The 23954-nt window shown below is 39.6% G+C and carries 19 protein-coding genes and 5 tRNA genes; 16 read left to right on the forward strand and 8 right to left on the reverse strand.

All coding sequences use genetic code 11. From position 1 onward, the window contains the following. Positions 1-67: 67 nt before the first annotated feature. The gene (queE, locus tag I6F43_RS15780) at positions 68-733 is read right to left on the reverse strand and encodes a 7-carboxy-7-deazaguanine synthase QueE (RefSeq protein WP_002960417.1); all 666 of its coding nucleotides are present in this window, start codon (positions 731-733) and stop codon (positions 68-70) included. Positions 734-878: 145 nt separating this feature from the next. On the opposite strand from queE, the gene queC reads away from it, so the two are divergent. Beyond that, on the forward strand, positions 879-1535 hold the full coding sequence (gene queC / locus I6F43_RS15785) for a 7-cyano-7-deazaguanine synthase QueC (protein ID WP_007583902.1): 657 nt from the start codon (positions 879-881) through the stop codon (positions 1533-1535). Positions 1536-1618: 83 nt separating this feature from the next. Here queC and I6F43_RS15790 read toward each other — a convergent pair whose 3' ends face one another. Then, positions 1619-2068 (reverse strand): methyltransferase family protein, encoded by a 450-nt coding sequence (locus tag I6F43_RS15790; protein WP_007583901.1) that lies wholly within the window; start codon positions 2066-2068, stop codon positions 1619-1621. Positions 2069-2266: 198 nt separating this feature from the next. On the opposite strand from I6F43_RS15790, the gene I6F43_RS15795 reads away from it, so the two are divergent. Further along, positions 2267-2509 (forward strand): hypothetical protein, encoded by a 243-nt coding sequence (locus I6F43_RS15795; protein WP_007583900.1) that lies wholly within the window; start codon positions 2267-2269, stop codon positions 2507-2509. Positions 2510-2513: 4 nt separating this feature from the next. Here the strand turns inward: I6F43_RS15795 and I6F43_RS15800 are convergent, their stop codons facing one another. The 5 genes from I6F43_RS15800 to I6F43_RS15820 all read right to left on the reverse strand — a co-directional run bounded on the left by I6F43_RS15800 (position 2514) and on the right by I6F43_RS15820 (position 8630). Continuing rightward, on the reverse strand, positions 2514-3536 hold the full coding sequence (locus I6F43_RS15800; protein ID WP_197103108.1) for a hypothetical protein: 1023 nt from the start codon (positions 3534-3536) through the stop codon (positions 2514-2516). Between the two features lie 101 nt (positions 3537-3637). Continuing rightward, positions 3638-4318: a tRNA (adenine(22)-N(1))-methyltransferase TrmK gene (locus I6F43_RS15805; protein WP_197103110.1), complete on the reverse strand. Its 681-nt coding sequence runs from the start codon at positions 4316-4318 to the stop codon at positions 3638-3640. Then, entirely contained in the window at positions 4319-5257 is a 939-nt protein-coding gene (locus I6F43_RS15810) for a class I SAM-dependent methyltransferase (RefSeq protein WP_024592356.1), read from the reverse strand. Positions 5258-5259: 2 nt separating this feature from the next. Continuing rightward, a complete protein-coding gene (gene uvrB, locus I6F43_RS15815) occupies positions 5260-7254 on the reverse strand; it encodes an excinuclease ABC subunit UvrB (RefSeq protein WP_007583893.1) in 1995 nt (664 codons plus the stop codon). Then, positions 7251-8630 carry an MATE family efflux transporter gene (locus I6F43_RS15820; protein ID WP_169045010.1) on the reverse strand — a complete coding sequence of 460 codons (1380 nt, stop codon included), beginning with the start codon at positions 8628-8630 and terminating at the stop codon, positions 7251-7253. The genes uvrB and I6F43_RS15820 overlap by 4 nt, the downstream gene beginning before the upstream one ends. Before the next feature lie 1052 nt (positions 8631-9682). Here I6F43_RS15820 and I6F43_RS15825 point away from each other — a divergent pair. The 14 genes from I6F43_RS15825 to nth all read left to right on the forward strand — a co-directional run bounded on the left by I6F43_RS15825 (position 9683) and on the right by nth (position 19968). Further along, positions 9683-9759: transfer RNA gene (locus tag I6F43_RS15825), tRNA-Asn, on the forward strand. Between the two features lie 21 nt (positions 9760-9780). Continuing rightward, positions 9781-9857, forward strand: a tRNA-Asn gene (locus tag I6F43_RS15830). A gap of 21 nt (positions 9858-9878) precedes the next feature. Then, positions 9879-9955 (forward strand) — tRNA-Asn (locus I6F43_RS15835). Positions 9956-9976: 21 nt separating this feature from the next. Next, positions 9977-10053: transfer RNA gene (locus tag I6F43_RS15840), tRNA-Asn, on the forward strand. Positions 10054-10082: 29 nt separating this feature from the next. Next, a tRNA-Asn gene (locus I6F43_RS15845) sits at positions 10083-10159 on the forward strand. 148 nt (positions 10160-10307) lie between these two features. Next, on the forward strand, positions 10308-12251 hold the full coding sequence (locus I6F43_RS15850) for an EAL domain-containing protein (protein ID WP_007585367.1): 1944 nt from the start codon (positions 10308-10310) through the stop codon (positions 12249-12251). Positions 12252-12266: 15 nt separating this feature from the next. After that, positions 12267-13085, forward strand: coding sequence for a substrate-binding periplasmic protein (locus tag I6F43_RS15855; RefSeq protein ID WP_197103112.1), 819 nt, complete (start codon positions 12267-12269; stop codon positions 13083-13085). An 81-nt stretch (positions 13086-13166) separates the two neighbouring features. Beyond that, entirely contained in the window at positions 13167-13748 is a 582-nt protein-coding gene (gene rsxA, locus I6F43_RS15860) for an electron transport complex subunit RsxA (protein ID WP_008172491.1), read from the forward strand. 1 nt (position 13749) lies between these two features. Next, entirely contained in the window at positions 13750-14304 is a 555-nt protein-coding gene (gene rsxB, locus I6F43_RS15865; protein WP_007585357.1) for an electron transport complex subunit RsxB, read from the forward strand. A gap of 8 nt (positions 14305-14312) precedes the next feature. Then, positions 14313-16895, forward strand: coding sequence for an electron transport complex subunit RsxC (gene rsxC / locus I6F43_RS15870; RefSeq protein ID WP_197103114.1), 2583 nt, complete (start codon positions 14313-14315; stop codon positions 16893-16895). After that, the gene (rsxD, locus tag I6F43_RS15875) at positions 16892-17950 is read left to right on the forward strand and encodes an electron transport complex subunit RsxD (protein ID WP_002962268.1); all 1059 of its coding nucleotides are present in this window, start codon (positions 16892-16894) and stop codon (positions 17948-17950) included. The genes rsxC and rsxD overlap by 4 nt, the downstream gene beginning before the upstream one ends. Beyond that, a complete protein-coding gene (rsxG, locus tag I6F43_RS15880; protein WP_002962266.1) occupies positions 17947-18588 on the forward strand; it encodes an electron transport complex subunit RsxG in 642 nt (213 codons plus the stop codon). The genes rsxD and rsxG overlap by 4 nt, the downstream gene beginning before the upstream one ends. Continuing rightward, positions 18585-19283 carry an electron transport complex subunit E gene (locus tag I6F43_RS15885; RefSeq protein ID WP_010553676.1) on the forward strand — a complete coding sequence of 233 codons (699 nt, stop codon included), beginning with the start codon at positions 18585-18587 and terminating at the stop codon, positions 19281-19283. The genes rsxG and I6F43_RS15885 overlap by 4 nt, the downstream gene beginning before the upstream one ends. 49 nt (positions 19284-19332) lie before the next feature. Further along, positions 19333-19968, forward strand: coding sequence for an endonuclease III (nth, locus tag I6F43_RS15890; RefSeq protein WP_197103117.1), 636 nt, complete (start codon positions 19333-19335; stop codon positions 19966-19968). 103 nt (positions 19969-20071) lie between these two features. Here nth and I6F43_RS15895 read toward each other — a convergent pair whose 3' ends face one another. Beyond that, on the reverse strand, positions 20072-23869 hold the full coding sequence (locus I6F43_RS15895; protein ID WP_197103118.1) for an SIR2 family protein: 3798 nt from the start codon (positions 23867-23869) through the stop codon (positions 20072-20074). Between the last annotated feature and the right edge of the window lie 85 nt (positions 23870-23954).

Genomic DNA, 23954 nt, shown 5'->3' on the forward strand with positions numbered 1-23954 from the left:
GGAAGTAGAGGTTTGTTGGGTTTCGCTACGCTCTACCCAACATACGTAATATTACTTTAAGCTGGCTTTAACTAATTCCCAAATACTTATGTACTTGTATTGATAGGCGCCAGTTTTTGGCAATGCAGGTGTCGATTGCTAATTTGGTTGCCGATACTTTTTGGCTAATTGGCTGCAAGTAAACAAGCTTTGGATTAACGCCTGTTTTAGCAAATAACTCTTCAAGCTCTTCTACGTGCTTTTGCATAGCAACGGGGTGTTTTATCTCGTTTGCACGCTTCATGGTGCTGGTAAGTACTTCATAACCACCGCGCATATTAATTTTTGGCGATACCGTTACCCATGTTTGCTCTGGAGCGAGTATTTCAAACGTGCCGCTGGTTTCTATTTGTGTACTAAAGCCGTGTTCGTGTAATAAGTTACATACTGGATTTAAATCAAACATACATGGCTCGCCGCCAGTAATTACTACGTGCTTTGCGGTATAACCACGTGATTGAAACAACGCTAAAATTTGCTCTGCACTGGCATTAGCCCAATGATCTGAGTCGGCTTTTTTTTCTACGGTTTCGTCCAGCGATACTTTATATACATTATCAACATCCCACGTTTGCTTAGTGTCGCACCAAGAGCAGCCTACTGGGCAGCCTTGCAGGCGTAAAAATATTGAGGGTGTGCCAGTAAAGCTAGCTTCACCTTGAATGGTTTCAAACACTTCATTAATTTTGTACAAAAGAGATCTCACTTACTACCTAGCAGCCAAATTGCTACTATTAAAAAACCAAAAAGCGCTGTGCAAAAATTGTTATTTAAGCTGCGGCCGTGTAGTATATCGCGCCCTGATATAAACCTCTATTAAAACTAAGAGCAAAACAGATATGACGCAAAAAGTAGTTGTTATTTATTCCGGCGGTATGGACTCATTTACCGTATTAAATAAAGCCCTGCAACAAGGCCATGATGTATATGCCCTATCATTTGACTATGGTCAGCGTCATGTAAAAGAGCTTAAAGTGGCGGCAAGTGTGTGTGAAAAATTAAACGTTCCACACAAAATTGTTGATATTTCGGCGATTAACCAACTCATTGGTGGCTCATCACTTACTGATGATATTGATGTGCCTGAAGGCCATTACGAAGAAGAAAGCATGAAAAGTACGATTGTACCTAATCGTAATATGATTTTGCTCTCGCTTGCTGTTGGTTACGCGGTATCACTTAAAGCTGGCCAAGTTTATTACGGCGCTCACTCTGGGGATCATGCTATTTACCCTGACTGCCGTCCTGAATTTGTGCAAAAAATGGATGATGTATGTCGTATTGCTAACTACGACGCGGTAGAAATTTTTAGCCCATACTTAAACAATACTAAAATTGGTATTTTAACCGACGGTATTGAAATGGGTTTAGATTACAGCCAAACATGGACTTGTTATAACGGCCGTGAAAAGGCCTGTGGTAAATGTGGCGCGTGCCAAGAACGCCTTGAAGCATTTGCACTAAATAACATTACAGACCCGTTAGAATACGAATAAGCACCAATTAATTAGTAATACAATTGCTGTAAACAAAAAAGGCTATCATCGATAGCCTTTTTTGTTTAATTTTAACGTAGAGATTACAACCAGCGTTTTACGCGCGCTTTATAGGCGGTAAACTCTTCGCCAAATAATTTAGTGAGCGCACGCTCCTCGGGTATTATTTGAAAAAACGTTAAATACGCAATAAACCCTATAATACATAAAAGTGCCCACAAGGAACTTAACCAAATACCCCACCCTGCTAAAATAAATGCAAAACCTACGTACATTGGGTTACGCGAAATCCGATAAATACCGCTAGTAATAAGTTTTGACGCTTGCTCAGGTTTATTAGGGTTTACAGTGGTGTTTGCTATTTTAAAACTCACCACCCCTGCAATACAAAAAACACACCCTATAATGACTAAACTTGCTGCTAAGTAGGTAATAAATGCGGTGAAATCAATAACACTGTAATGCGCAATAAGCGCCATTATGCCTGCAAAAAACAGCACAACAATAACGGGAGGTATTTTATTATTTAACATGGCAACTCACTGTATTGGCTAAAGTATGTTTATTTAAGTAGCTATTAAACAATATCTAAAGTGTATAAATGATGAACACGCTCAAAGCTTGGCTTAAGTGAACTATACAGATTAAGTTACAATTGTCAGCTTTATCAAAAGCGCTTAAAGGTTATACTTTAACCATAAACGAATAATAAAATGATAAGGAATGAGATTATGTCTGGAACTACGATGATTGTACTTATTGTGCTAATTTCGGTTGGCTCAGGAGTGGTTTACGATATGTATAAAAAGCATCTTGAGTTTAAGCATAAAATGCAAAACAACAACAGCGATGCCCATAAACAATTAGCTGAAACAAATGCACAAGTGCTTGCATTAAAAGAGCGTGTACAAACACTTGAGGCTATTGTTACCGATTCAAGCTTTAGCGTTAAAGATGAAATTAATAAGCTTTAAATTGTTATAAGTAATTTGGATATAAATGTGCATTTTCTGGCTGCTCAATGCCATGAGCAGCTAAAAACCCACCAATAGCTTGCCCGCAGCCCTGTGGTGCTCGCCCGCTGTCTATCTCAAAATTTAACTGATTAGCGTGTTGCTTACCCATAGAGCAAAGCCCTACGGTACTTGGCGAGCGCATAGCGATACTTAAGTTACCTATTTGCTCAACCACAACGTGCTTACTAAAGCGGGCAAAACCTTTGTACTTAAATTGCTCGTTTACGTAATCATTGCTTGTGGCTACTAATGCTGTAATTAAAGCGTGTAAAAAGCTATTAGCGGATGGATCTGCGGTTAAAAACGCGATTGTTTTTTTATTAAACTCGCTAAGTTGGCAATCTTCACACAACAGCTCAACAGTATATAAATGTTGCTCGGCTATTTGCTGCTGACTTTTAAGCTCAATACTTTTTCCTGCAAATACAATGCGTTTAAGCACTTCATCAACGTTACTTGTAACCGTTTCGCTTTTAACAAGCTCAGGGTTTTGAGCCATTACCGGTAAGTCGTGATGGTTATTAAATGGCGTACTTGTTGCGCCGCTTTGCATTAACTGAAAAAGCTCTCTTACTTCATGTTCACGCGCTACTTTTAACGCTAAAAATGCAGTTTGAATAAGTTCTGAAGTAGGTAGGTTTTCCTCTACTATCCAGCGTCTGCCAAATAATAGCTTTTTGGCTTTGCCTTCATTTGCAGATGCGCTTTTTTGATAGTTATCTGGGCTCAGCACTGCTACCTGCAGGTAAATTTCTTCACCTTTTTGTGCAGCAAGCACTCTAAAATGAGCCGAAAACTCAATACTCTCAAGCACTTCGTTTACGCTTTCAAGCGTGTGCTTGTAACGTAAAAAATGTTGTGGCACCACCCAGCTACTATTAGCCAATTGCACAAGGGGTGCATAAGAAATAGGTTGCTCGTAACTGTGTTGCCATTTTTGCTCATTGCTAAGCAAATGATTAATGTGACTCTTGTTATCTGACATAAATAAACCAAATAAACTCGCGTTGTGCGATATAAACTATGAACACATTACGTCGTCAATGTCGTAATTAGATCACATGTACGCCCTACTTTCGGGCTTTTTTAACTATCGGTGAGTTCTTGATAGTCTGTTATAACTTTTTGATAGTATGGCTTATCTTTATTGAGCATTTTATTATAATGATTTATGAGTTGGCGCTGGTACATAGCGTGTTCTGCACTAGCAAAGTCCCACATTTCATTACCGGTGTGACTAATCTCATTATTGCTACTAAAGCCTACTTCAATCACTTCATAAAAACGTTTGTTGTCGTAAACTATTTGCTCACTTACAAGCCCTAAACCTAATTGCTTTAAACCGACCCGCAACTTATAAGTGTGATGCACTGGGCATAAAATAAACAGAACATTATTTAAATGCTCCACTGCGTTATTAGCAGTAATTTGTTGTATTAAACTTAACAACAGCTCACCGCCAACACCTGCTATTACAACTACTTGACTTTTACTTTGAGCAATTTCAATTTTGCCTACATCCTGACATAAGACCTGCCACTGCGGATTTTTATTACAGGTTTTTTGTAATTTATTAATAGATGATAATTGCGTTTCTAGGTCGTTCATTAAAGTGGCGACTATATCTACAAAAATAACCTGGTTTGCAGCTGCGCGTTTTAATAGCGCCATGCCTAAATAACCATGGTCGCAGCAGCAATCCCAAATAATATCGTGATGCTGCGAGATTAATGTATCAATGGCAGTTAGGCGTTTGCTGAGCTTCATTTAATCAGCAGATTGTGACGTTTTGTAGATAAGTGCTTTTAAGCTTCTGTCGCTGTCTACTTCAATAAAACGCTCGGTAGGGGCTAGACGCTCAACAAATTCAATTGCGCCTTGGGTGTGCTCGTTTATTAACGCTTTAAACGCCTCTTCGCTAAGCTCTGGGCTATTAGCGCACAATAACAATTGTGTGGTATCGCAAAGTAGCTCTGGCAACCTGCGCAGCACTTTTTGATAGTCTTTAGTTAATATAAAGCTGCCTTTTTGAAAGCTTGGCGGATCAACTATTATTAAGTCAAACGGGGCTGCTTTTTTTAGTTTTCCAAACGACTTTAAAATATCGTGAGGTAAAAAACTTACGCCGCGCTCAAAACCATTTAGTTGATGGTTTTGCTTGCCGACTTTAAGTACGCCTTTGCTCATATCCATGTTCATTACATGATCTGCTCCGCCTTGCATTGCTGCAAGCGAAAACCCACACGTATACGAAAACAAATTAAGCACTTTGCCATGCTTACTATTAGCCATTACAAACTCACGGCCGCTGCGCATATCGGGAAATATTCCGGTATTTTGACGGCTCTGTAAATCAACCAAAAAACGAATGCCGTTTTCAGTTACAACATGCGGGTTAGGTAATTGCCCATAAACCACAGTGTTTTGGCTTTGTACGCCAGCGCGCTGCTGATACACAAGTGAGCTAATAAGCTCTGGCTGGTTTTTTTGTGCCCACTGCCACACAACATCGGTAAGCTCGCTTAGTGTTTGCTCGTCAATTTCGTCGTACGAAACCAAAAACAAACTTGGCGGATAAAAGTCTAAATTAATATGACTTAACGCCTCAACACTATGGCCACGGCCATGAAAAACACGGCACAGTTCATTTTTTAAAATTGGCGCATCTTCAAGCGCAGTAATAAGAGGAGTAAAGTTTGCTGTCATTTTTAATTAATCAACTGTTGTTGTAGTTCATGTATTTCATCGCGAACAGAGCCCGCTTTTTCAAATTCTAGGTCGCTTGCGTATGCATGCATTTTGGTTTCAAGCTGCTTAATTTGCACTGTAATTTCTTTAGCACTAAGTACCTTTTTAGAGTCTTTACGAACAAGTCTAAGGTTATCTTTAGGGCCGGCTTCTTCGCCTACATCCATCGCATCAAGAATCTTTTTGGCTAGTGAATGCGGTTCAATACCGTGTTCAATATTATAAGCATGCTGAATTTCGCGTCGGCGCGCTGTTTCGTCCATGGCCTTAGCCATCGATTTTGTAATTTTATCACCGTACAAAATAGCGCGGCCATCTAAGTGACGTGCAGCACGACCAATGGTTTGAATAATTGAACGCGCTGAGCGTAAAAAGCCTTCTTTGTCTGCATCAAGTATGGCTACTAGCGCCACTTCTGGCATATCCAGGCCTTCTCGAAGTAAGTTAATGCCCACTAACACATCAAACACACCTGCACGTAAATCACGAATAATTTCAACCCGTTCAACCGTGTCTATGTCTGAATGTAAGTAACGCACTTTTACGTCGTGCTCACTTAAGTAATCGGTTAAATCCTCAGACATACGCTTGGTCAAAGTGGTTACAAGTACGCGTTCGCCCTTCTCTACACTTTTATAAATTTCTGAAAGTAAATCATCAACCTGATCGCCTACCGGACGCACTTCAATAAGTGGGTCAAGCAGCCCAGTTGGGCGAATTACTTGCTCTGCGATTGCGCCCACACAACGGTCTAACTCAAAGTCGCCTGGCGTTGCCGATACATAAATTGTTTGTGGTGAAATAGCTTCAAATTCTTCAAAGCGCAGCGGCCTGTTGTCCATTGCTGAGGGCATTCTGAAGCCATACTCAACCAGGTTTTCTTTTCGGCTTCTGTCGCCTTTATACATTGCGCCAATTTGCGATACGGTTACGTGCGATTCATCAATAATCATCAATGCGTCGTCTGGGAGGTAATCAAGTAATGTGGGTGGCGGATCGCCCGGCGTACGGCCCGATAAATAGCGGCTGTAGTTTTCTATACCAGAGCAATAACCTAGCTCCCGCATCATTTCTATATCGTATTGCGTACGCTGTGTTACGCGTTGCTCTTCTACTAATTTATTAGCACTGAGTAACTGGGCTCTTCGATCTTTTAGTTCTTCTTGTATTTTATCGATAGCACCGAGTATTTTTTCACGCGGGGTAACATAGTGTGTTTTTGGATAGATAGTGGTGCGTATTATATGCTTTTCGACAGCGCCGGTAAGCGGGTCAAAAATACTCAAGCGCTCTATTTCGTCATCAAACATTTCTACGCGAATTGCGAAGGTGCTAGATTCTGCAGGAAATATATCAACCACTTCACCACGAACACGATATGTACCACGGCTAAAATCTATATCGTTGCGGGTGTATTGTATTTCAGCTAGGCGACGTAGCATGTCGCGTTGGTCTACTTTTTCGCCCACTTTTAAAAGTAGCATCATTTTCATATATGATTTAGGGTCGCCCAAACCATAAATAGCCGATACCGACGCCACAATAATGGTGTCGCGGCGCTCGAGCAGTGCTTTGGTCGCACTTAAACGCATTTGTTCTATATGCTCGTTTATCGAGGCATCTTTTTCAATAAATGTGTCGCTAGATACAACATAGGCTTCTGGCTGGTAGTAATCGTAATACGATACAAAATACTCAACCGCATTTTTAGGGAAAAACTCTTTCATTTCCCCGTATAGCTGCGCGGCAAGCGTTTTATTGTGCGCCATTATTATTGTCGGACGGTTTAAATCGTTAATTATATTAGCCATGGTAAAGGTTTTACCTGTACCGGTGGCACCTAATAAAGTTTGGTGTGCAAGGCCTGCTTCTAATCCTTCACATAGCTGCTTAATCGCTGTGGGCTGATCGCCTGCTGGTTTAAAATGTGATTTTAACTGAAAATGGTCGCTCAATTATTGCACTCCTGTAACGATTCGCCGCTCAGCGCTTCTAGTTTTTTCATAAACCATTTGTATGCCACTATTGCTGTAAATAAGTTACCTAAAGCAGCGCCAATAAATAGCCCTAATAATCCGGCTATTTCGTTGCCTACATAAGCAAATGGTACATAAAATATGAATAACCGAATGACACTTAATACCAATGCGTACATTGGTTTGTGTAAAGCATTAAACGATGAATTTGATAATATGATCACCCCTTGTAAGCCATAGCTTAGCGGGATGGTATAAATAAAGAGTTTAATTACATCTATTACGGCTTGTTCTTTACCAAATAATTGGCTTATAACACCTGAAAATGCAATGAGTAATACGTAAATGGCAAATTGCCATACCATCACAAATTTTAGTGTGCCGGTATACGCTTCTTTAACGCGGCATAATTTGCCAGCGCCAAAGTTTTGGCTAACAAATGGCGGTAATGTCATCGATAGTGCAAGCACTAATATACTTGCAATAGATTCTATTCTACTTCCCACTCCAAATGCGGCTACGGCTTCTGGCCCGTGGTGCGCAACCATAGCGGTCATTACGGCCATTGCAACCGGTGTAAGCATGTTTGCGCCGGCAGCAGGCAAACCAATTTTTAATATTTTACGAATAGCGCCAGTCACTGTTTGCTTGCCTGCTTTTAGGCTCAACAAGCGCTTTTTAACCGCTAATATGTATAAAATAATAACCACAGCAACCGACCATGCAATAACGCTTGCTATGGCAGCGCCTTGAATACCTAACGCTGGTACAGGCCCAAAACCAAATATCAGTATAGGGTCGAGTACGGCGTTTATAAGCCCAGCTCCACCCATTACTAAACTTGGCGTTTTTGTATCGCCACTGGCGCGCAGTACCGAGTTACCAATCATTGGAGTTATTAAAAATACACTACCAATAAACCATATATTCATGTATTCGTGTATTAACGGCAATACTTGTGCGCCCGCTCCTAGCAAAGTAAATATGGGGTCAATCAGTAAATACCCAACAGATGACAACACAATAACCAGAACCACACCAACCATTAAAGAAATACTGGCGTCAAAACGCGCTTCATCTATTTTATTACTACCGAGCGCTTTTGCTATTACCGCCGATGTACCGATCCCCAGCCCTATTGCTAAGCTAATAACGGTAAAGGTAACCGGAAATGTAAAGCTCACCGCTGCAAGCGGCTCAGTGCCTAGTAAGCTTATAAAGAATGTATCGACAATATTGAACATCATTAGCGTGATCATGCCGAATATCATCGGGATGGTCATCGTCTTTAATGTGGGCAAGATGGGATCGTTTAGTAAATCTGGGCGAGTCTGGGATTTTGAAATTGCGCGCATGAAATAAATAGGCCTCTTTTACTGAACGAATCATTTTAAAGCATCAAGGCAGTTCAAGCCACGGATTTATCACTACAATTGAAGTAATTAAAGAAGTAAAGATTCGAAAAAATAGTAAAACTTAGTTTTTGCATCTTTTTGTTAAAATAGAGCCTAAACACATCAAAAACCAATTAAAACACATTTTTATAACTTTTATTACAAACACCCAGTGATATATGATGCTTTTTTACACAAAGGTACTGCTTGGTTTATCGTTACGAAAAAATTCCCTCATCGAGTTGCATACATTCAGCATCAAATCATAACCCATTGTTTTATATTGAATTAAAAATAGTGATTTAAAAGCTTGAAATCGTTGTAGCACCCTAAACCATTGGTGCCGATGATGTTCTTAAAGTTTCATAAACAGAGTTATCCACAGAAACCGTGGATAACTCATTCAAACCCGCATTTATAAAGGCTTTGAGAGAGCCTCCATTTTCGGTGATATCCAACCAATTGACCATTTGTTAATTGTGGCATTTTTATAAACTCACGCTAAAAACTGTAGCTCACCAATTTTTCTTCTTAACATAGTTGTACGTTAGGTATAAAAAAACGTTTAATACAAAGTTAAGTTATTGATTGCTCTATTTTTGAACGGATAAAACAAATACTCATTTTATACATAGTGATTAGATCACAATTTAGATCAAAAAATATTTCTGCGAATATACGCATAGGTATATTTTTAGAAAATTAAAACAAAAAACGAATTAAATACGAAAAATATCGCTAAGTAAAAAATGAGTTTTTATGTTTTTGAGTTGTTTTTTAATAACAAGCCACTTTAATACCGTGTTTAATTTAATCAATTTGAAGACTCAGCAATAATAAAAGTCACATTGTAATTCTTAAATTTTTAAAAAAGTAACTTTAATAGAGCTATAAAACACGCAGATCGAACACAAAAACAACGAATAAACCTCTTTTTTCAATTTATGACTTTTATATGTTGACACTTTGCGGCGCGGTCATTAATATTTCGCCCCGTTGAAAGGCAAGACGCTTCCCCCTTAGCTCAGTTGGTTAGAGCGACGGACTGTTAATCCGCAGGTCCCCCGTTCGAGTCGGGGAGGGGGAGCCAAGTTTTTCAACCATAAACGATTCCCCCTTAGCTCAGTTGGTTAGAGCGACGGACTGTTAATCCGCAGGTCCCCCGTTCGAGTCGGGGAGGGGGAGCCAAGTTTTTCAACCATAAACGATTCCCCCTTAGCTCAGTTGGTTAGAGCGACGGACTGTTAATCCGCAGGTCCCCCGTTCGAGTCGGGGAGGGGGAGCCAAGTTTATGTTTATGATGTAGTTCCCCCTTAGCTCAGTTGGTTAGAGCGACGGACTGTTAATCCGCAGGTCCCCCGTTCGAGTCGGGGAGGGGGAGCCAAATCATCATAATAATATCACTACTTTAGTTCCCCCTTAGCTCAGTTGGTTAGAGCGACGGACTGTTAATCCGCAGGTCCCCCGTTCGAGTCGGGGAGGGGGAGCCAATTCTAAGAATTTCATAGACATCTCAAGCTAATTCCACTACTCTTCCTTATATAACTAAAGCATTAGTTTATTCCTTAATGCGCTGTACTTAGTTTATTAATCAAGGACTTGATTCCTTCCCTTTTGAATTATTAAAAGACTGAAAACATGGCTGGATTTAAAAAACTTATTTTTATACAAATTATCTCTTGGTTATTGTGTGTTGCAGCAGGAAGCTACTTCATATCTATAAGCTTTGATACTGCGGTAAGTGATGCACAAAAAAGTGCGCAAACTACTGTTACTAAGTATATTAATGACCTTTCTTTAGACGATATTTCTGCTCAAAATTTAAAACAATCAATTGCAGATGGTAAAACGTTTTCAAGCTTCACCCTAAGAGATTACCAAGGGGCTGAAATATTTAGCATTAACCCCCCTACTCAATTACCAATGTTTGCTGATTTTGTACTCTCTAACTTTAACTCAGTGCGCCCTCAATTTGCTGTAAATGACGCCTCAGATATAAAAGTTGAATTTGTACTTAACATTGAGCATTTAGCGTCGCAGCTACAAACCTCCCTTTTTATTGTTATTTTGATTTCTGCCATTTTAGTTATTATTCCAATAATTCTAATGAAATCTATTTTTTACCATTTAAATAAAAACATAAGTACAACAGTTGCTGACATTATCGATATTTATATCAATCAAAATCAAGTTGATAATGATTTAGAAACAGCACTAGATGGCACTCGGTTGAAAAAAATGGGAAAAGATTTAGTACCTAGCTTTAATCGATTATCACATTTCTTAAAAAACAAAAACGAAGACATACAAAGCGCTGCTATGACTATTAAGCATGAAGCGTACAAAGATGTAATTACCTCCCTTGGTAATCGTAATATGTTTGTTGAGTACTACGAAAAAAATATTGAAAACACTGAGCAAAGTACATTTGGTTCTTTAGCTATGGTTCGTTGTAGCGAACTACAAGCTATAAACCAAAGCCGTGGTTATCAAAAAGGTGATGAGTACGTTAAAGGCGTTGCCGATATTATTAAGCACATAAGCGGCACTTACACTGGCAGCCAAGTATTTAGATTAAACAGCTCTGACTTTGCTGTCGTACTACCCCACATTCCTTTAAAAGAAGCTGAGCGCTTTGGTGAAAACCTGCAATCGCGCTTCACGCAGTACCAACAAAACCAAGAGTTAAGCTCGGTAGCTAATACAGGTATTGTAGGATACGAAAAAGGTAAGCCGTTAGGCGAATTGCTTTCTGTTGTTGATAACGCGATGAGTATGGCGCAATCAAAACAAGTAAACGCATGGCACGTACAACGCGAAACCGATTTAGTTAATAACGTAAGTGCGGGTTTTGGTAATCAAAACTGGCGTAAGGTTATTAAAGAAGTTATTGAATCTAAGCGCGTGCATTTGGTAATGCAAAACATTATGCCGCTTGGTAAAAGCATAAAAGCCTACGCTGAAGTACAAGTTCGATTTAAAACAGAAGACAATCAAGTATTGCCTACCGCTTCTTTTTTAGCGATGGCCGAAAAGCTTGATATGGCAATAGAAATTGATCGCCTGATAATAGACTCTTCTCTTGAAAAGGTTAAAAGCCGTAATTTATCTGAAAAGTTTTTTGGTTTAAACGTAACAGCCTCTAGTGCACACAACGATCAGTTTGTAATTTGGCTAGAGCGCCGATTATTGAAAGATACGCATATTGCATCTAAACTTGTATTTGAAGTAAGTGAGTTTGGTTTACAGCAAAACATCAAGGCTAGTAAGCGCTTTATCGACATGGTTCACCGTGTTGGCGCACGCGTTACAGTTGAACGTTTTGGTGTTGGCTTAACTTCATTTAAGTTTTTCCGCGATTTAAAACCTGATTTTATTAAAATGGACGCAAGTTATACTCGCGGCCTCGAAGACGATAAAAACAATCAGTACTTTATGCGCTTAATGGTCGATTTAGCCCACCGCATTGGTGTTAGTGTATTTGCTGAGGGCGTTGAGAGCCAAGAAGAAAAGCACATTATAGAAACGTTGTGTTTAGATGGCGTTCAAGGTTATTACATAGAAAAACCTAAAGACATATAGTCTATTGGAGGCATCATGAAAAGAGTAATTACCTTTATTATACTTTTTATTATGCCTTTGAGTTTGTACGCAAACGCCACGCAAAAAGAATTAGTTTTTAGCACTCACAACTATCCTCCATTTTCATTTGTTGATGAACACGATAATGCCGCTGGCCCCTTTGTTGATATACTTACCTTAGCGTGTAAACGCCTCAATTATAAATGTGAGTTTGTCAGCGTACCAAATCGTCGCTCTAAGCTCATGTTAAAAAACCTGCAAGCTCAAGGAAACTTTCCTATGGGCTGGAATCTTGACCGCAACGAGTGGCTTTATTTTTCGATCCCGCTTATGAAAATGCAATATGGCTTTTTTCAACCTGAGGGTGCAAAAAAAACCATCAAAAGCCTCAATGATCTACAAAAAATGCAAATTGCTGTTTTTGGCCCTTCAAATGCATCTTTTCAACTAATCAAAATACAGCAACAAATGATTAAAGACGGATTGAGGGAATTTGATATTGTTTTACTCACTGATGCCAATGGTACGGGTGTAAAAATGATAGAAAACAATCGTATAGATGGCTACTTTGCCAATACTTTACAAGCACGCGCTAGGCTAAAACAGTTTAACTTACATCATGTTAATTTGGCCTTTTTACAAAGCGAATCCCCCTATTTTATTGGTTTTAATAAAATTCAATTATCTCCTGAACAAATTGCCCTATTTAATAAAGCACTATTAGATTTATACCAAGAACACGATCAATTTAAAGATATTTTAAAGCCGTATAATATCGATCCTATTCTAATTACACCTGAAATCTTAAGTCACTTTAATATCATTACTGATTGAGTCGTTTATTTGCTTCTCATGTGTTGTTAATCGATAAAGAAAAAAGGATAATACCCACGTTTATTATAGCGTGAGGCACACATGACAGAATATGTCTTGTTATTGATTGGAACCGTTCTGGTTAATAACTTTGTATTAGTACAATTTTTAGGCTTATGTCCGTTTATGGGCGTATCAGGTAAGCTTGATACGGCGATTGGTATGTCTTTGGCAACCACGTTTGTGCTTACCCTTGCCTCTGTAACTAGCTATTTAGTTAATCAATATATTTTAATCCCTCTGGATATCGCCTTTTTACGCACCATGAGCTTTATTTTAGTGATTGCCGTTGTAGTGCAATTTACCGAAATGGTTGTGCGTAAAACAAGCCCTACTCTATATCGTTTATTAGGCATATTTTTACCGCTGATCACCACTAACTGTGCGGTATTAGGTGTGGCTTTATTAAATATCAAAGAAGATCATTCGTTTTTACAATCTGCAGTGTATGGTTTTGGTGCTGCGGTTGGTTTTTCTTTAGTGCTTGTATTATTTGCAGCACTACGAGAACGTTTAGCAGCTGCTGACGTTCCTACGCCTTTTAAAGGCGCCTCTATTGCAATGATCACTGCAGGCTTAATGTCGATGGCGTTTATGGGTTTTACTGGATTAGTGAAGTTTTAATATGACCTTGTTTTATGCCTTGATAGCGATTGGTTCGCTAGCACTCATTTTTGGACTTATTTTAGGGTTTGCAGCAATTCGCTTTCGCGTTGAAGGTAATCCTATTGTTGAGCAAATTGATACTATTTTGCCGCAAACTCAATGCGGACAATGTGGCTACCCGGGTTGTCGCCCTTACGCCGAAGCCATAGCCAATGGCGATGAAATAAATAAATGCCCACCGGGCGGCGAATCAACCATGAAAAAGCTTGCCGGCTTAATGGGTGTTGATGAAAAACCACTTGCCGGTGGCGAGCAAGCAGAACCTATAAAAACAGTGGCTTATATTCGCGAAGATGAATGTATTGGCTGTACCAAATGTATTCAAGCCTGCCCGGTTGACGCTATTTTAGGCGCAACTCGTCAAATGCACACTGTATTAATTGATGAATGTACTGGCTGTGATTTATGTGTTGAGCCTTGCCCTGTAGATTGCATTGATATGCTACCTGTAGCCGAAACTAAACAAAACTGGAAATGGCAGCTAGATGCTATTCCTGTTACACAAATAGATTAGAGGTTTGAGTGGACAAGTTACTTGAACAAATAAAAAAAGGCACCGTGTGGGCATTTCCTGGCGGCATACACCCACCACAACAAAAATCACTCTCTAATAGTGCGAGTATCACTCGCCTACCTTTGCCCGACAAACTCATTGTTGCGCTTAAGCAACACATAGGCGCAAACGGTAAGTTACTTGTAGAAAAAGGCCAACACGTCTTAAAAGGCCAACCACTTACAGCGCCTGCTGCTAACTGGTCGGTACCTGTGCATGCGCCAAGCTCTGGTGTGGTTACTGATATTGCACCTATGCCATCAGCACATCCATCGGCCCTACCTGAACTAAGTGTTATTATTGAACCAGACGGCAAAGACGAATGGGTAGCTCTAAATAAAAATAAAAATCCTGCTGAGCTTAGTCATGATGAGCTGATAAATATTATTCACCAAGCCGGTATTAGCGGTATGGGTGGTGCTGGTTTTCCTACTTATGTAAAAGCAGATACCAAGCAACCTATCGAATTTTTGATTGTAAATGCTGTTGAGTGCGAACCTTATATTACTGCCGATGACGTTTTAATGCGCGAACACGCTAAAGAAGTTATCCAAGGCATTGAAATAATGCAGCAGCTTTTAAACCCAACGCTGTGCATTGTGGGTATAGAAGATAACAAGCCTGAAGCTATTGCAGCAATGAAGCAAGCAGCTGAGCATAACTCAAAAATCATTATTCAAACGGTGCCAACTATTTATCCATCTGGCGGTGAAAAGCAATTAATTAAATTACTTACTAACCGTGAAGTTCCTAGCATTGGTATTCCTGCCGATATTGGTATTTTAGTGCATAACACCGGGACTTTGTTTGCCGTACAACAAGCCGTTTATGAAGGTAAACCACTCATTGAACGTATAGTTACGGTAACAGGTAACACTATTCATAAGCCTGGGAATGTATGGGCACTACTTGGCACTGAAATAAAGCATTTACTTGATTGCCAAGGTTTCTCGCCTGTACCGCAGCAAAGTGTTGTGATGGGCGGCCCAATGATGGGCTTTACGCTACCCACAGTACGTATTGGCATAGTTAAAACAACTAACTGTATTTTAGCGCCTGATCATAAAGAGCTAGCGGAGCCCGGCCCTGAAAAAGCCTGTATACGTTGTAGCGCCTGTGCTGATGCCTGCCCTGCTTCTTTATTACCACAGCAATTGCAGTGGTTTGCTAAATCAAAAGAGTACGACAAACTACAAGAACACAATTTATTTGACTGTATTGAATGTGGTGCTTGTGCATATGTGTGTCCAAGTGAAATCCCTCTTGTGCAGTACTACCGTATAGCCAAAGTTGAAATTAAAGAACAACAAGCTGACAAAATTAAAGCCGACAGAGCAAAAGAGCGTTTTGATGCACGAAAAGAGCGTTTAGATCGTGAGCAAGAAGAACGTCAAAACCGCCATAAACGTAAACCTGCCGCTAAATCTGCTGACGAAAAGCAAAAAGTAGCAGAGGCACTAGCCCGCGTTAAAAATAAATCAGATAACGGCGATGAAAAATCAGCTGTTGCAGCCGCTATTGCACGCGCTAAAGCTAAAAAGCTAGGCGATCAATCTGCTGAATTAGAACCAGACAACAGCGAAGTAGCAAAAGAGCGCGCACTACGTAAAGAACAAGCGCGTAAATATAAAGAGCAAAAATCTCAAACAGATGAATCAGCCGATACTGCACCTGTTGATGATAAAAAATCAGCAGTCGCTGCAGCCATTGCTCGAGCTAAAGCTAAAAAAGCAGCACAAGCATTAGATAACGCTGAACAAGCAACAAATGAAGAGCCACAAAGCGATGCCCCTGTTGATGATAAAAAAGCAGCGGTAGCGGCGGCCATTGCTCGTGCTAAAGCTAAAAAAGCGGCTAAAGCATTAGATGGCGCTGAGCAAACAGTGAGTGAAGAGCCACAAACTGATGCCCCTGTTGATGACAAAAAAGCAGCCGTAGCGGCGGCCATTGCTCGTGCAAAAGCTAAAAAAGCAGCTAAAGCATTAGAAGAAGCTGCGCAAACCGTTAGTGAAGCGCCACAAAGCGCGGCCCCTGTTGATGACAAAAACGCAGCGGTAGCGGCGGCCATTGCTCGTGCAAAAGCTAAAAAAGCAGCTAAAGCATTAGAAGAAGCCGAGCAGTCCGTGAGTGAAGAGCCACAAAGCGCGGCACCCGTTGATGATAAAAAGGCAGCGGTAGCTGCGGCCATAGCTCGTGCTAAAGCTAAAAAAGCGGCTAAAGCACTAGAAGAAGCCGAGCAAACCACAAGTGAAGAGCCACAAACTGATGCACCCATTGATGATAAAAAAGCAGCGGTAGCTGCGGCCATAGCTCGTGCTAAAGCTAAAAAAGCGGCTAAAGCACTAGAAGATACCGAACAAACTCAGCCCCAAGAGCTACAAGTTGATAGCGCAGCACCTAAGAGTGCAGAAAGTAACACCGATGACTCATCAGATCTTATTAACGCAGATAAACCTAAATCAGCAGACGATAAGAAAAAAGCCGCCGTGGCTGCTGCAATTGCGAGAGCAAAAGCTAAAAAGTTACAAAAAGAAGGAAATAATCAGTCATGAAATTAACCATGGCCAGTTCGCCGCATAATCACAGCCATAAATCGTTAACGCGATTAATGCTTAGCGTTATTGCTGCGTGTATTCCTGGGCTAATTGCTCAAGTTTTCTTTTTTGGAACAGGTGTACTTATTCAACTGGTACTAGCGCTTGTTGCTGTAAGCGTATTTGAAGCTGCAATAATGCTAATACGAAAGCGCCCTGTTTGGCCTGCATTAAGTGATGGCAGTGCGTGGCTTACTGCCGTGTTATTGGCACTGAGTATTCCACCACTTGCGCCTTGGTGGATAATCGTTATTGGCTGTTTATTTTCTATTGTTATAGTTAAACAGCTTTATGGCGGCCTTGGGTTTAACTTATTCAATCCAGCAATGGCGGCTTATGTACTGCTTTTAGTTTCGTTTCCGGTACAAATGACCGCATGGTTGCCTGTTACCGATTTAATAAATACGCCAATAGGCTTTGCTGATCAGCTAAGGCTAATATTCACCGATTTTACGGCCTCTGGGTTTAGCCTAGATCAAGTACGTGCAGGGGTTGATGGCCTAACAATGGCAACACCGCTGGATACTGTTAAAACAGACATAGCACACGGTTTAACCGTTACCGAAAGCATGCAAAAACCATTATTTAACGAATGGGCTGGCCTTGGTTGGGTGTGGGTTAACTTAGGCTTTTTAGTGGGTGGTTTATACTTATTAAAAGCAAAAATAATTAACTGGCATATTCCTGTAAGTTTTATCGCAAGTTTAGCTGTATGTAGTGCTATTGGTTATATCGCATCACCAGGTACAGAGCCGGGCACCCTATTTCACTTATTAAGTGGTGCCACTATGATGGGGGCCTTTTTTATAGCAACCGATCCGGTATCTGCAGCAACAACTAACAAAGGGCGCTTAATTTATGGCGCGCTAATTGGCTTACTAATTTATTTAATTCGTACCTTTGGTGGTTTTCCTGATGCCATCGCATTTAGCGTATTATTGATTAATATTGCAGTGCCGCTAATAGACTACTACACACAGCCACGTACTTATGGCCATGGAGCAGTAAAATGATCATTTCGTCAATGGCTAAAAATGGTGCTATTTTAACTGCGTTTGCGTTAGCAACAACGGGCTTAGTTGCCTCTATCAACGCGCTTACTGCCGATAAAATTGCAGAGCAAGAACAACTGCAACTTACTGCGCAGCTACAAGAAGTGCTCGACCCAAAATCGTACGACAATCAATTATCACAAGATTGCGTAATTATTACTGACGAAAAGCTAGGCCCACACGCAAACCAAGTAATTTACCGTGCTCGTAAAAACAATAAACCAGTCGCTGTTGTTATTAGGCATGTTACGCCAAACGGCTACAGTGGCGATATTAACTTATTAACAGCTGTATTGAGCGATGGCACTATTGCTGGCGTGCGTACGACTAAACACGAAGAAACCCCTGGTTTAGGCGACAAAGTAGAAGTTAAAAAGTCACTTTGGATCACAACATTTAAAAGCTTAACGGTTGAAGGCGAAGAAGACGCTCGCTGGGCTGTAAAAAAAGATGGCGGCCAGTTTGATCAATTTACAGGCGCGACCATAACGCCACGTGCTGTTGTGGGCTCTGTTAAAAATGCCGTATTGTTCGCACAAACTAATTTTGATGATATTTTTGCAGCACCTAATGCCGAATGTATGGAGGTAGCTAAATGAGTGAGTTAAAAACATTATACAAAGAAGGTGTGTGGGTAAATAACCCTGCCCTTGTACAGCTTTTAGGTTTATGTCCACTGCTTGCCGTTACCTCAACTGTAACAAATGCCTTAGGTTTAGGCTTAGCAACTTTACTCGTACTAATAGGCTCCAATGTTACCGTATCAATTGTGCGTAACTGGGTGCCAAAAGATATTCGTATACCTGTATTTGTAATGATCATCGCGGGCTTTGTAACAATAGTTCAATTACTTATGAACGCTTATACCTTTGGTTTATATCAATCATTGGGAATTTTTATTCCGTTGATTGTAACTAACTGCGCCATTATTGGCCGCGCCGAAGCATATGCCTCTAAAAACCCTGTTCATTTATCAGCATTTGACGGCTTAATGATGGGCTTAGGCTTTATGGCTGTACTGTTAGTATTAGGTACTATGCGCGAACTAATCGGCCAAGGTACGCTGTTTGACGGTGCCGACTTATTACTTGGCCCATGGGCACAGAGCTTGCGCATAGAAGTATTTAACTTTGATAACCAATTTTTACTCGCAATTTTACCACCGGGTGCCTTTTTAGGACTTGGGCTGCTTATTGCTGCAAAAAACGTAATTGACGCACAAATAAAATCAAAGCAAATTGCACCGCCAGAGGCTGAAAAAGGCCCTCGAGCACGTGTTACCAGCTTAACTTAAGGGGAAAACGTATTAGAGCAACAATTAGCACTAATACGTTTTAAGTTGCATGAATAAAGAAAAACGTCACCAAATACTGTCGCGCCTGCGCGACGATAATCCGCACCCAGTTACTGAGCTTGAATATTCAAGCCCGTTTGAGTTACTAGTAGCAGTAACACTCTCAGCGCAAGCAACCGATGTAGGCGTTAACAAAGCCACTCGAAAGTTGTTCCCTGTTGCTAATACGCCACAAGCCATTTTAGATATAGGTCACGATACACTGCGTGATTATATAAAAACCATCGGCTTATTTAATTCTAAAGCTGCCAACGTGTACAAAATGTGCCAAATTTTGGTGGATGAGCATAACAGCATCGTGCCAGAAAATCGTGAAGCCCTAGAAGCCCTACCAGGCGTTGGCCGTAAAACCGCTAATGTTGTACTCAATACCGCCTTTGGCTGGCCTGTAATAGCCGTAGATACACACATATTTCGTGTATCTAACCGTACAAAGCTTGCCATGGGTAAAGATGTTGTAGCTGTAGAACAAAAGCTTGAAAAGGTTGTACCAAAAGAATTTAAAGTAGACGTGCATCATTGGCTGATACTGCACGGACGTTACACCTGCGTAGCGCGTAAACCAAAGTGTGGCAGCTGTATTATTGAAGACTTGTGTGAGTTTAAAGAAAAAACTGAAATTTAAGTCACACTAATTAGCATCTAATTTTAGTTTACTTTACTGCTTAATTAAAACTTATCAGGGAGAGTTATAAAACTCCCCCATCTAAAAAACATTATTGAAAAATTTAACTTGGAAGCGCTTTTAACTCAGTGTTGCCCTGATTGAATGGATTCAAGCTTGTACCATAAGTTTGTTTTATCCACTTAGCCTGCTTTTCAACTAATAACGAAATATCAGGGTTTCCAGGTAGAGGGTAATCTTCTGGTTTATAAGGCCCTAAATTGGGTTGTTTTAATAATAAAAATCTGTGTTGCCAATATCGATAATGATGCCTTTTAGTTAATCCCAACCCTTGTTCATAAATAGTTTCGAAATCTAAACTATCAGCTTTTTGTAAAAATCGAGCATAAAAATAAAGAGCTTGCACATAATAAAACTTAATATGGCTTAAGTCTGGTAATGCTGATTGGTAATACCGAATTATATTCTCATTCAGCTCATTATATTCTAGCTCAGATGACTGCTCATACTCGCATGAAAAAGCATACATCAACTTTTTTAAACCTCGCGTATAAGGGTTAACACTAACCAACTTATCTATAGCTTCATAGCTCACATAGGTTTCACGAGATTTAAGATAAGTTAACTGCACCCTGTCTCTATGCTCATTTTCATGTAATTCATCTATGGAATGATTTAGTTGATTTAGATTGATTGCACCATATAGATAACCTTGTGCCTCGTAGTAACCCAAATCAGTTTTAACAAGGCTCATTAAGGGTTCAACATTCATTGCAACTTGAACATTCGATGTACAGAGAGTGACGTACCGATATGAATTGAGCTTTATGTTATGGGCAACCCTATCAAGTGCATAACCTTCCATCTCATATAGATTAATTGCGATATTGTAAACAATCCTTTCGAGTACTCGACCTCTCTCATACTTTCCTGAAAGAGCCAATAACGACTCAATTGTCATTAAAGATTTTAATTGCTCATAAGCAGCATCAAACTCTCCGTTAAAATAGCGCGTCTTAAGTTTTATGAGCTTCCATACCTGTCTTACCTGAAATTCATTACTTTTTGTTATAAGCCCTTCAATATTAATTTCTTCGTAGGCAGCTAAAAATTCAGAATCTAGATTTAAGTTGCTTGATAATAGACTAATGCTTTTAACCATCTCAAAGTAATCTTCTAATTCATCTTCACTTCTGATTACATTGTCCTTAGTGCCATAAGTTAGCGCTGCTATCAAATTATTAAAAAGGGATGAGAAAATTAGATTCGACTTTTTATTAGTGTTTTTGAGATTGTAAATAAACTCCATGAGCTGCTGATTGTATTTAAAAGCTTGCCTGAACAATTCAGGTTTGTCTTTTTCTGTCGTATATTGTTCAAATCGAAAACGAGCAAAACGTTGAATAACCGATTGTAATGAATAAAATCCACCGTAAGCTTCGACTAATGATTTATTTGTAAGAACGGCAATATCTTTATCACTAATCGGCTTTTTCAATTTATTTGCCTCTTCGTTTCCATCCCTCCTTTTACTTTCAGTTACTATACGTTTAAACGTATCGAGATCTATTCCGTCAGGAAATAACGAGAAGGATTCCAATGTACGTTTCTGATGTTCCTCCAATGAACCGTAAGAATAAAGAATAGAAACATAAAGAGACTCTTGACGATTAATATTCAAATCAACTTCATCGTCAAACATTAAAGTTAAGTCTTCTTCTTTAACCTTATCAAAAAAGTCGTCTTCTAACTCTTGCTTTAACTCTTTTAAGCTTTTACCAGCAGGCATACCATCACAAATTAACTTAATGGCTAACGGGTTATTATTTAGTAGTGGTTCTAGAATTTTTCTGCGCGCAAACTCTTGCTCTTTATCACTGCGATAACCGCTTTTAGTTAGGCGATTAAATAATGCTAATGCTTCTTCAGATTCCATTTGCCGAAATGGCAACACATCTTCCCACTCTGTATTAATGCTTTCTCTTGAGGTCACCAACACATTTGCATACATTAGTGTTTGCGATAACAATAACCTAACTTGTTCTACTTCTTGCTTGTTTTGGCTTTTATCCGCTTGTTTTAAATACAATAAACTTTCTAAGTTATCAAAAATCAGTAAACGCTGTCGCTGATCATGATGTTTTGCTAAGTGACCAAATAAATCTTCAGCGGCACGTAAGTTAAAGGCACTGCCGATGTGTATTTCAAGCTGATTGCTACTTGAGATATGTTCACAATCAATAAAATTCACACCTGCATCAAAATGCCCGCGATTCGCTAATTCCAATGCCACTTTTTTTGCTATTGTTGTTTTACCTAAGCCACCACTGCCTTTAATTGTTAATAACCTTTGTTTGTTGGCTGCTTTAGCAAGCTTTTGGCTGATATCCGCTAAATCAGATAAACGCCCTGTAAAGCCTTGCAATTCACTTGTATTAATACCTTTAGGTAGTAATGGTTGATACTTATGCCAATGCTGACGGTTTTCTGGTTTCAGAGATGCTAATAACTCACCGCTAATATGCACCGATTGAACATCACTTTTATCAATGAAGTGTTTAACATACGGCCTTTTAAATAGTTGATGCGCTAATTTATCAAGAGCTTTAAGATCTTTACCTTGTTGATTTAACAGAGGAAAAACCAGTAATGGAAACTTAACTTGCCCTAGTTCTTGCTCATTCAATAGTTTATCTGTGATCAACACTGTTATTTTAGCATTAATTGGTAAGCTACTTTCTAGTTCATCAATTGCTAAGTAATCACTACAAGCGTTGTCGTCTTCAATCAACAACCCACTACTCGTTGTTTTGGCTAATAAAAATAAAATGGAATAATCATCAGCCTCCATTAAGTTACTTTCAGTAAAAGCTTGTTGCGAAATAGGATATTTAAACTTTTTAAGTTTTGCGATGATATCCGAATCATCTATTGGTTTATCTAAAGGTGAGGCTGTAAATAGACCAATTTTATCGTGCTTATTTGGTTCTTCCTTAAGTGGTTGAATTGATTCTTTTGGTTGCTGCTCTTGTTGATTTTTGCATTCAACCAATTGATGTACAGCATCAATTAACGGTTGACCAAAGTCATTAAAAGTAATTGTATTAACTGGGATGCCAGTCAATTTAGCATCAATTGCCTGCTTATCACTTTCTCTTACCAGCGCATAATGAGGACCAGTATTATTATCAAACAATTTATTTTGTTTTACTATTGCAGCCAATAGCTCTGCGTCATCAAGTGAACAACCAATAAAAAGAATAATCTTGTTGCTTAACAGCTCTTTGAACTTGGTAAGCGCAGCCTGATAATGTTCTTCAGCATCTTCTTGGTATAACCGATTATATGATTGTGGAGTAAGCACCATATGCTTAGGATTTTCGATTTTACCATGCAAATGCCAAAGCATTTCTTGGGAGCCATTGCGTGAAAATTCTGCAAGTCGATTTGTATTTTCGTTATCAAAAGCACAAACATTAACTGATTCTGTATGTGCCCATTCTAATACCTTGTCATAATTTAAGGTTACAAGCCTGTTACTTAATTGCCAAATTGCTTGTGGTAACGCCTTACAGCTATCGTCCAATTGAGTGAAATCTATTACAAATTGGGATTGCATAAAATCATGCCAGCGCCTGCCTGACAATTGCTCTTGAGCTTCTTGTGCAGCTTGTTGGAGCTTTTCTTTCTTCACAAGCAATTTTACTAGATGACTATCATCTAATAACTCTTCATCTTCCAATCTTTCTGCTGCAAAATTAAGTAGTTCAGGCCAAGATGGAAAAGCCCTACTCCCATCTTTGTTTTCGACAGACATAGAAACACCTGCACCAATTAAAGGAATAACGTCATTGCTAGCTAAGTATTTTTTTAAAGATTGGGGAATTAAAAGTTCTGCCATGAAAAATCCATATTATTTTATTGCTTTAGGCACTATGCCACTGAAAAGCAGGGAAATTCAAGTGCTATTATACTTTCAACCTGAC

Origin of the sequence: Pseudoalteromonas sp. NZS71_1 (assembly GCF_015864305.1) — a bacterium.
Taxonomy (GTDB): domain Bacteria; phylum Pseudomonadota; class Gammaproteobacteria; order Enterobacterales; family Alteromonadaceae; genus Pseudoalteromonas; species Pseudoalteromonas arctica.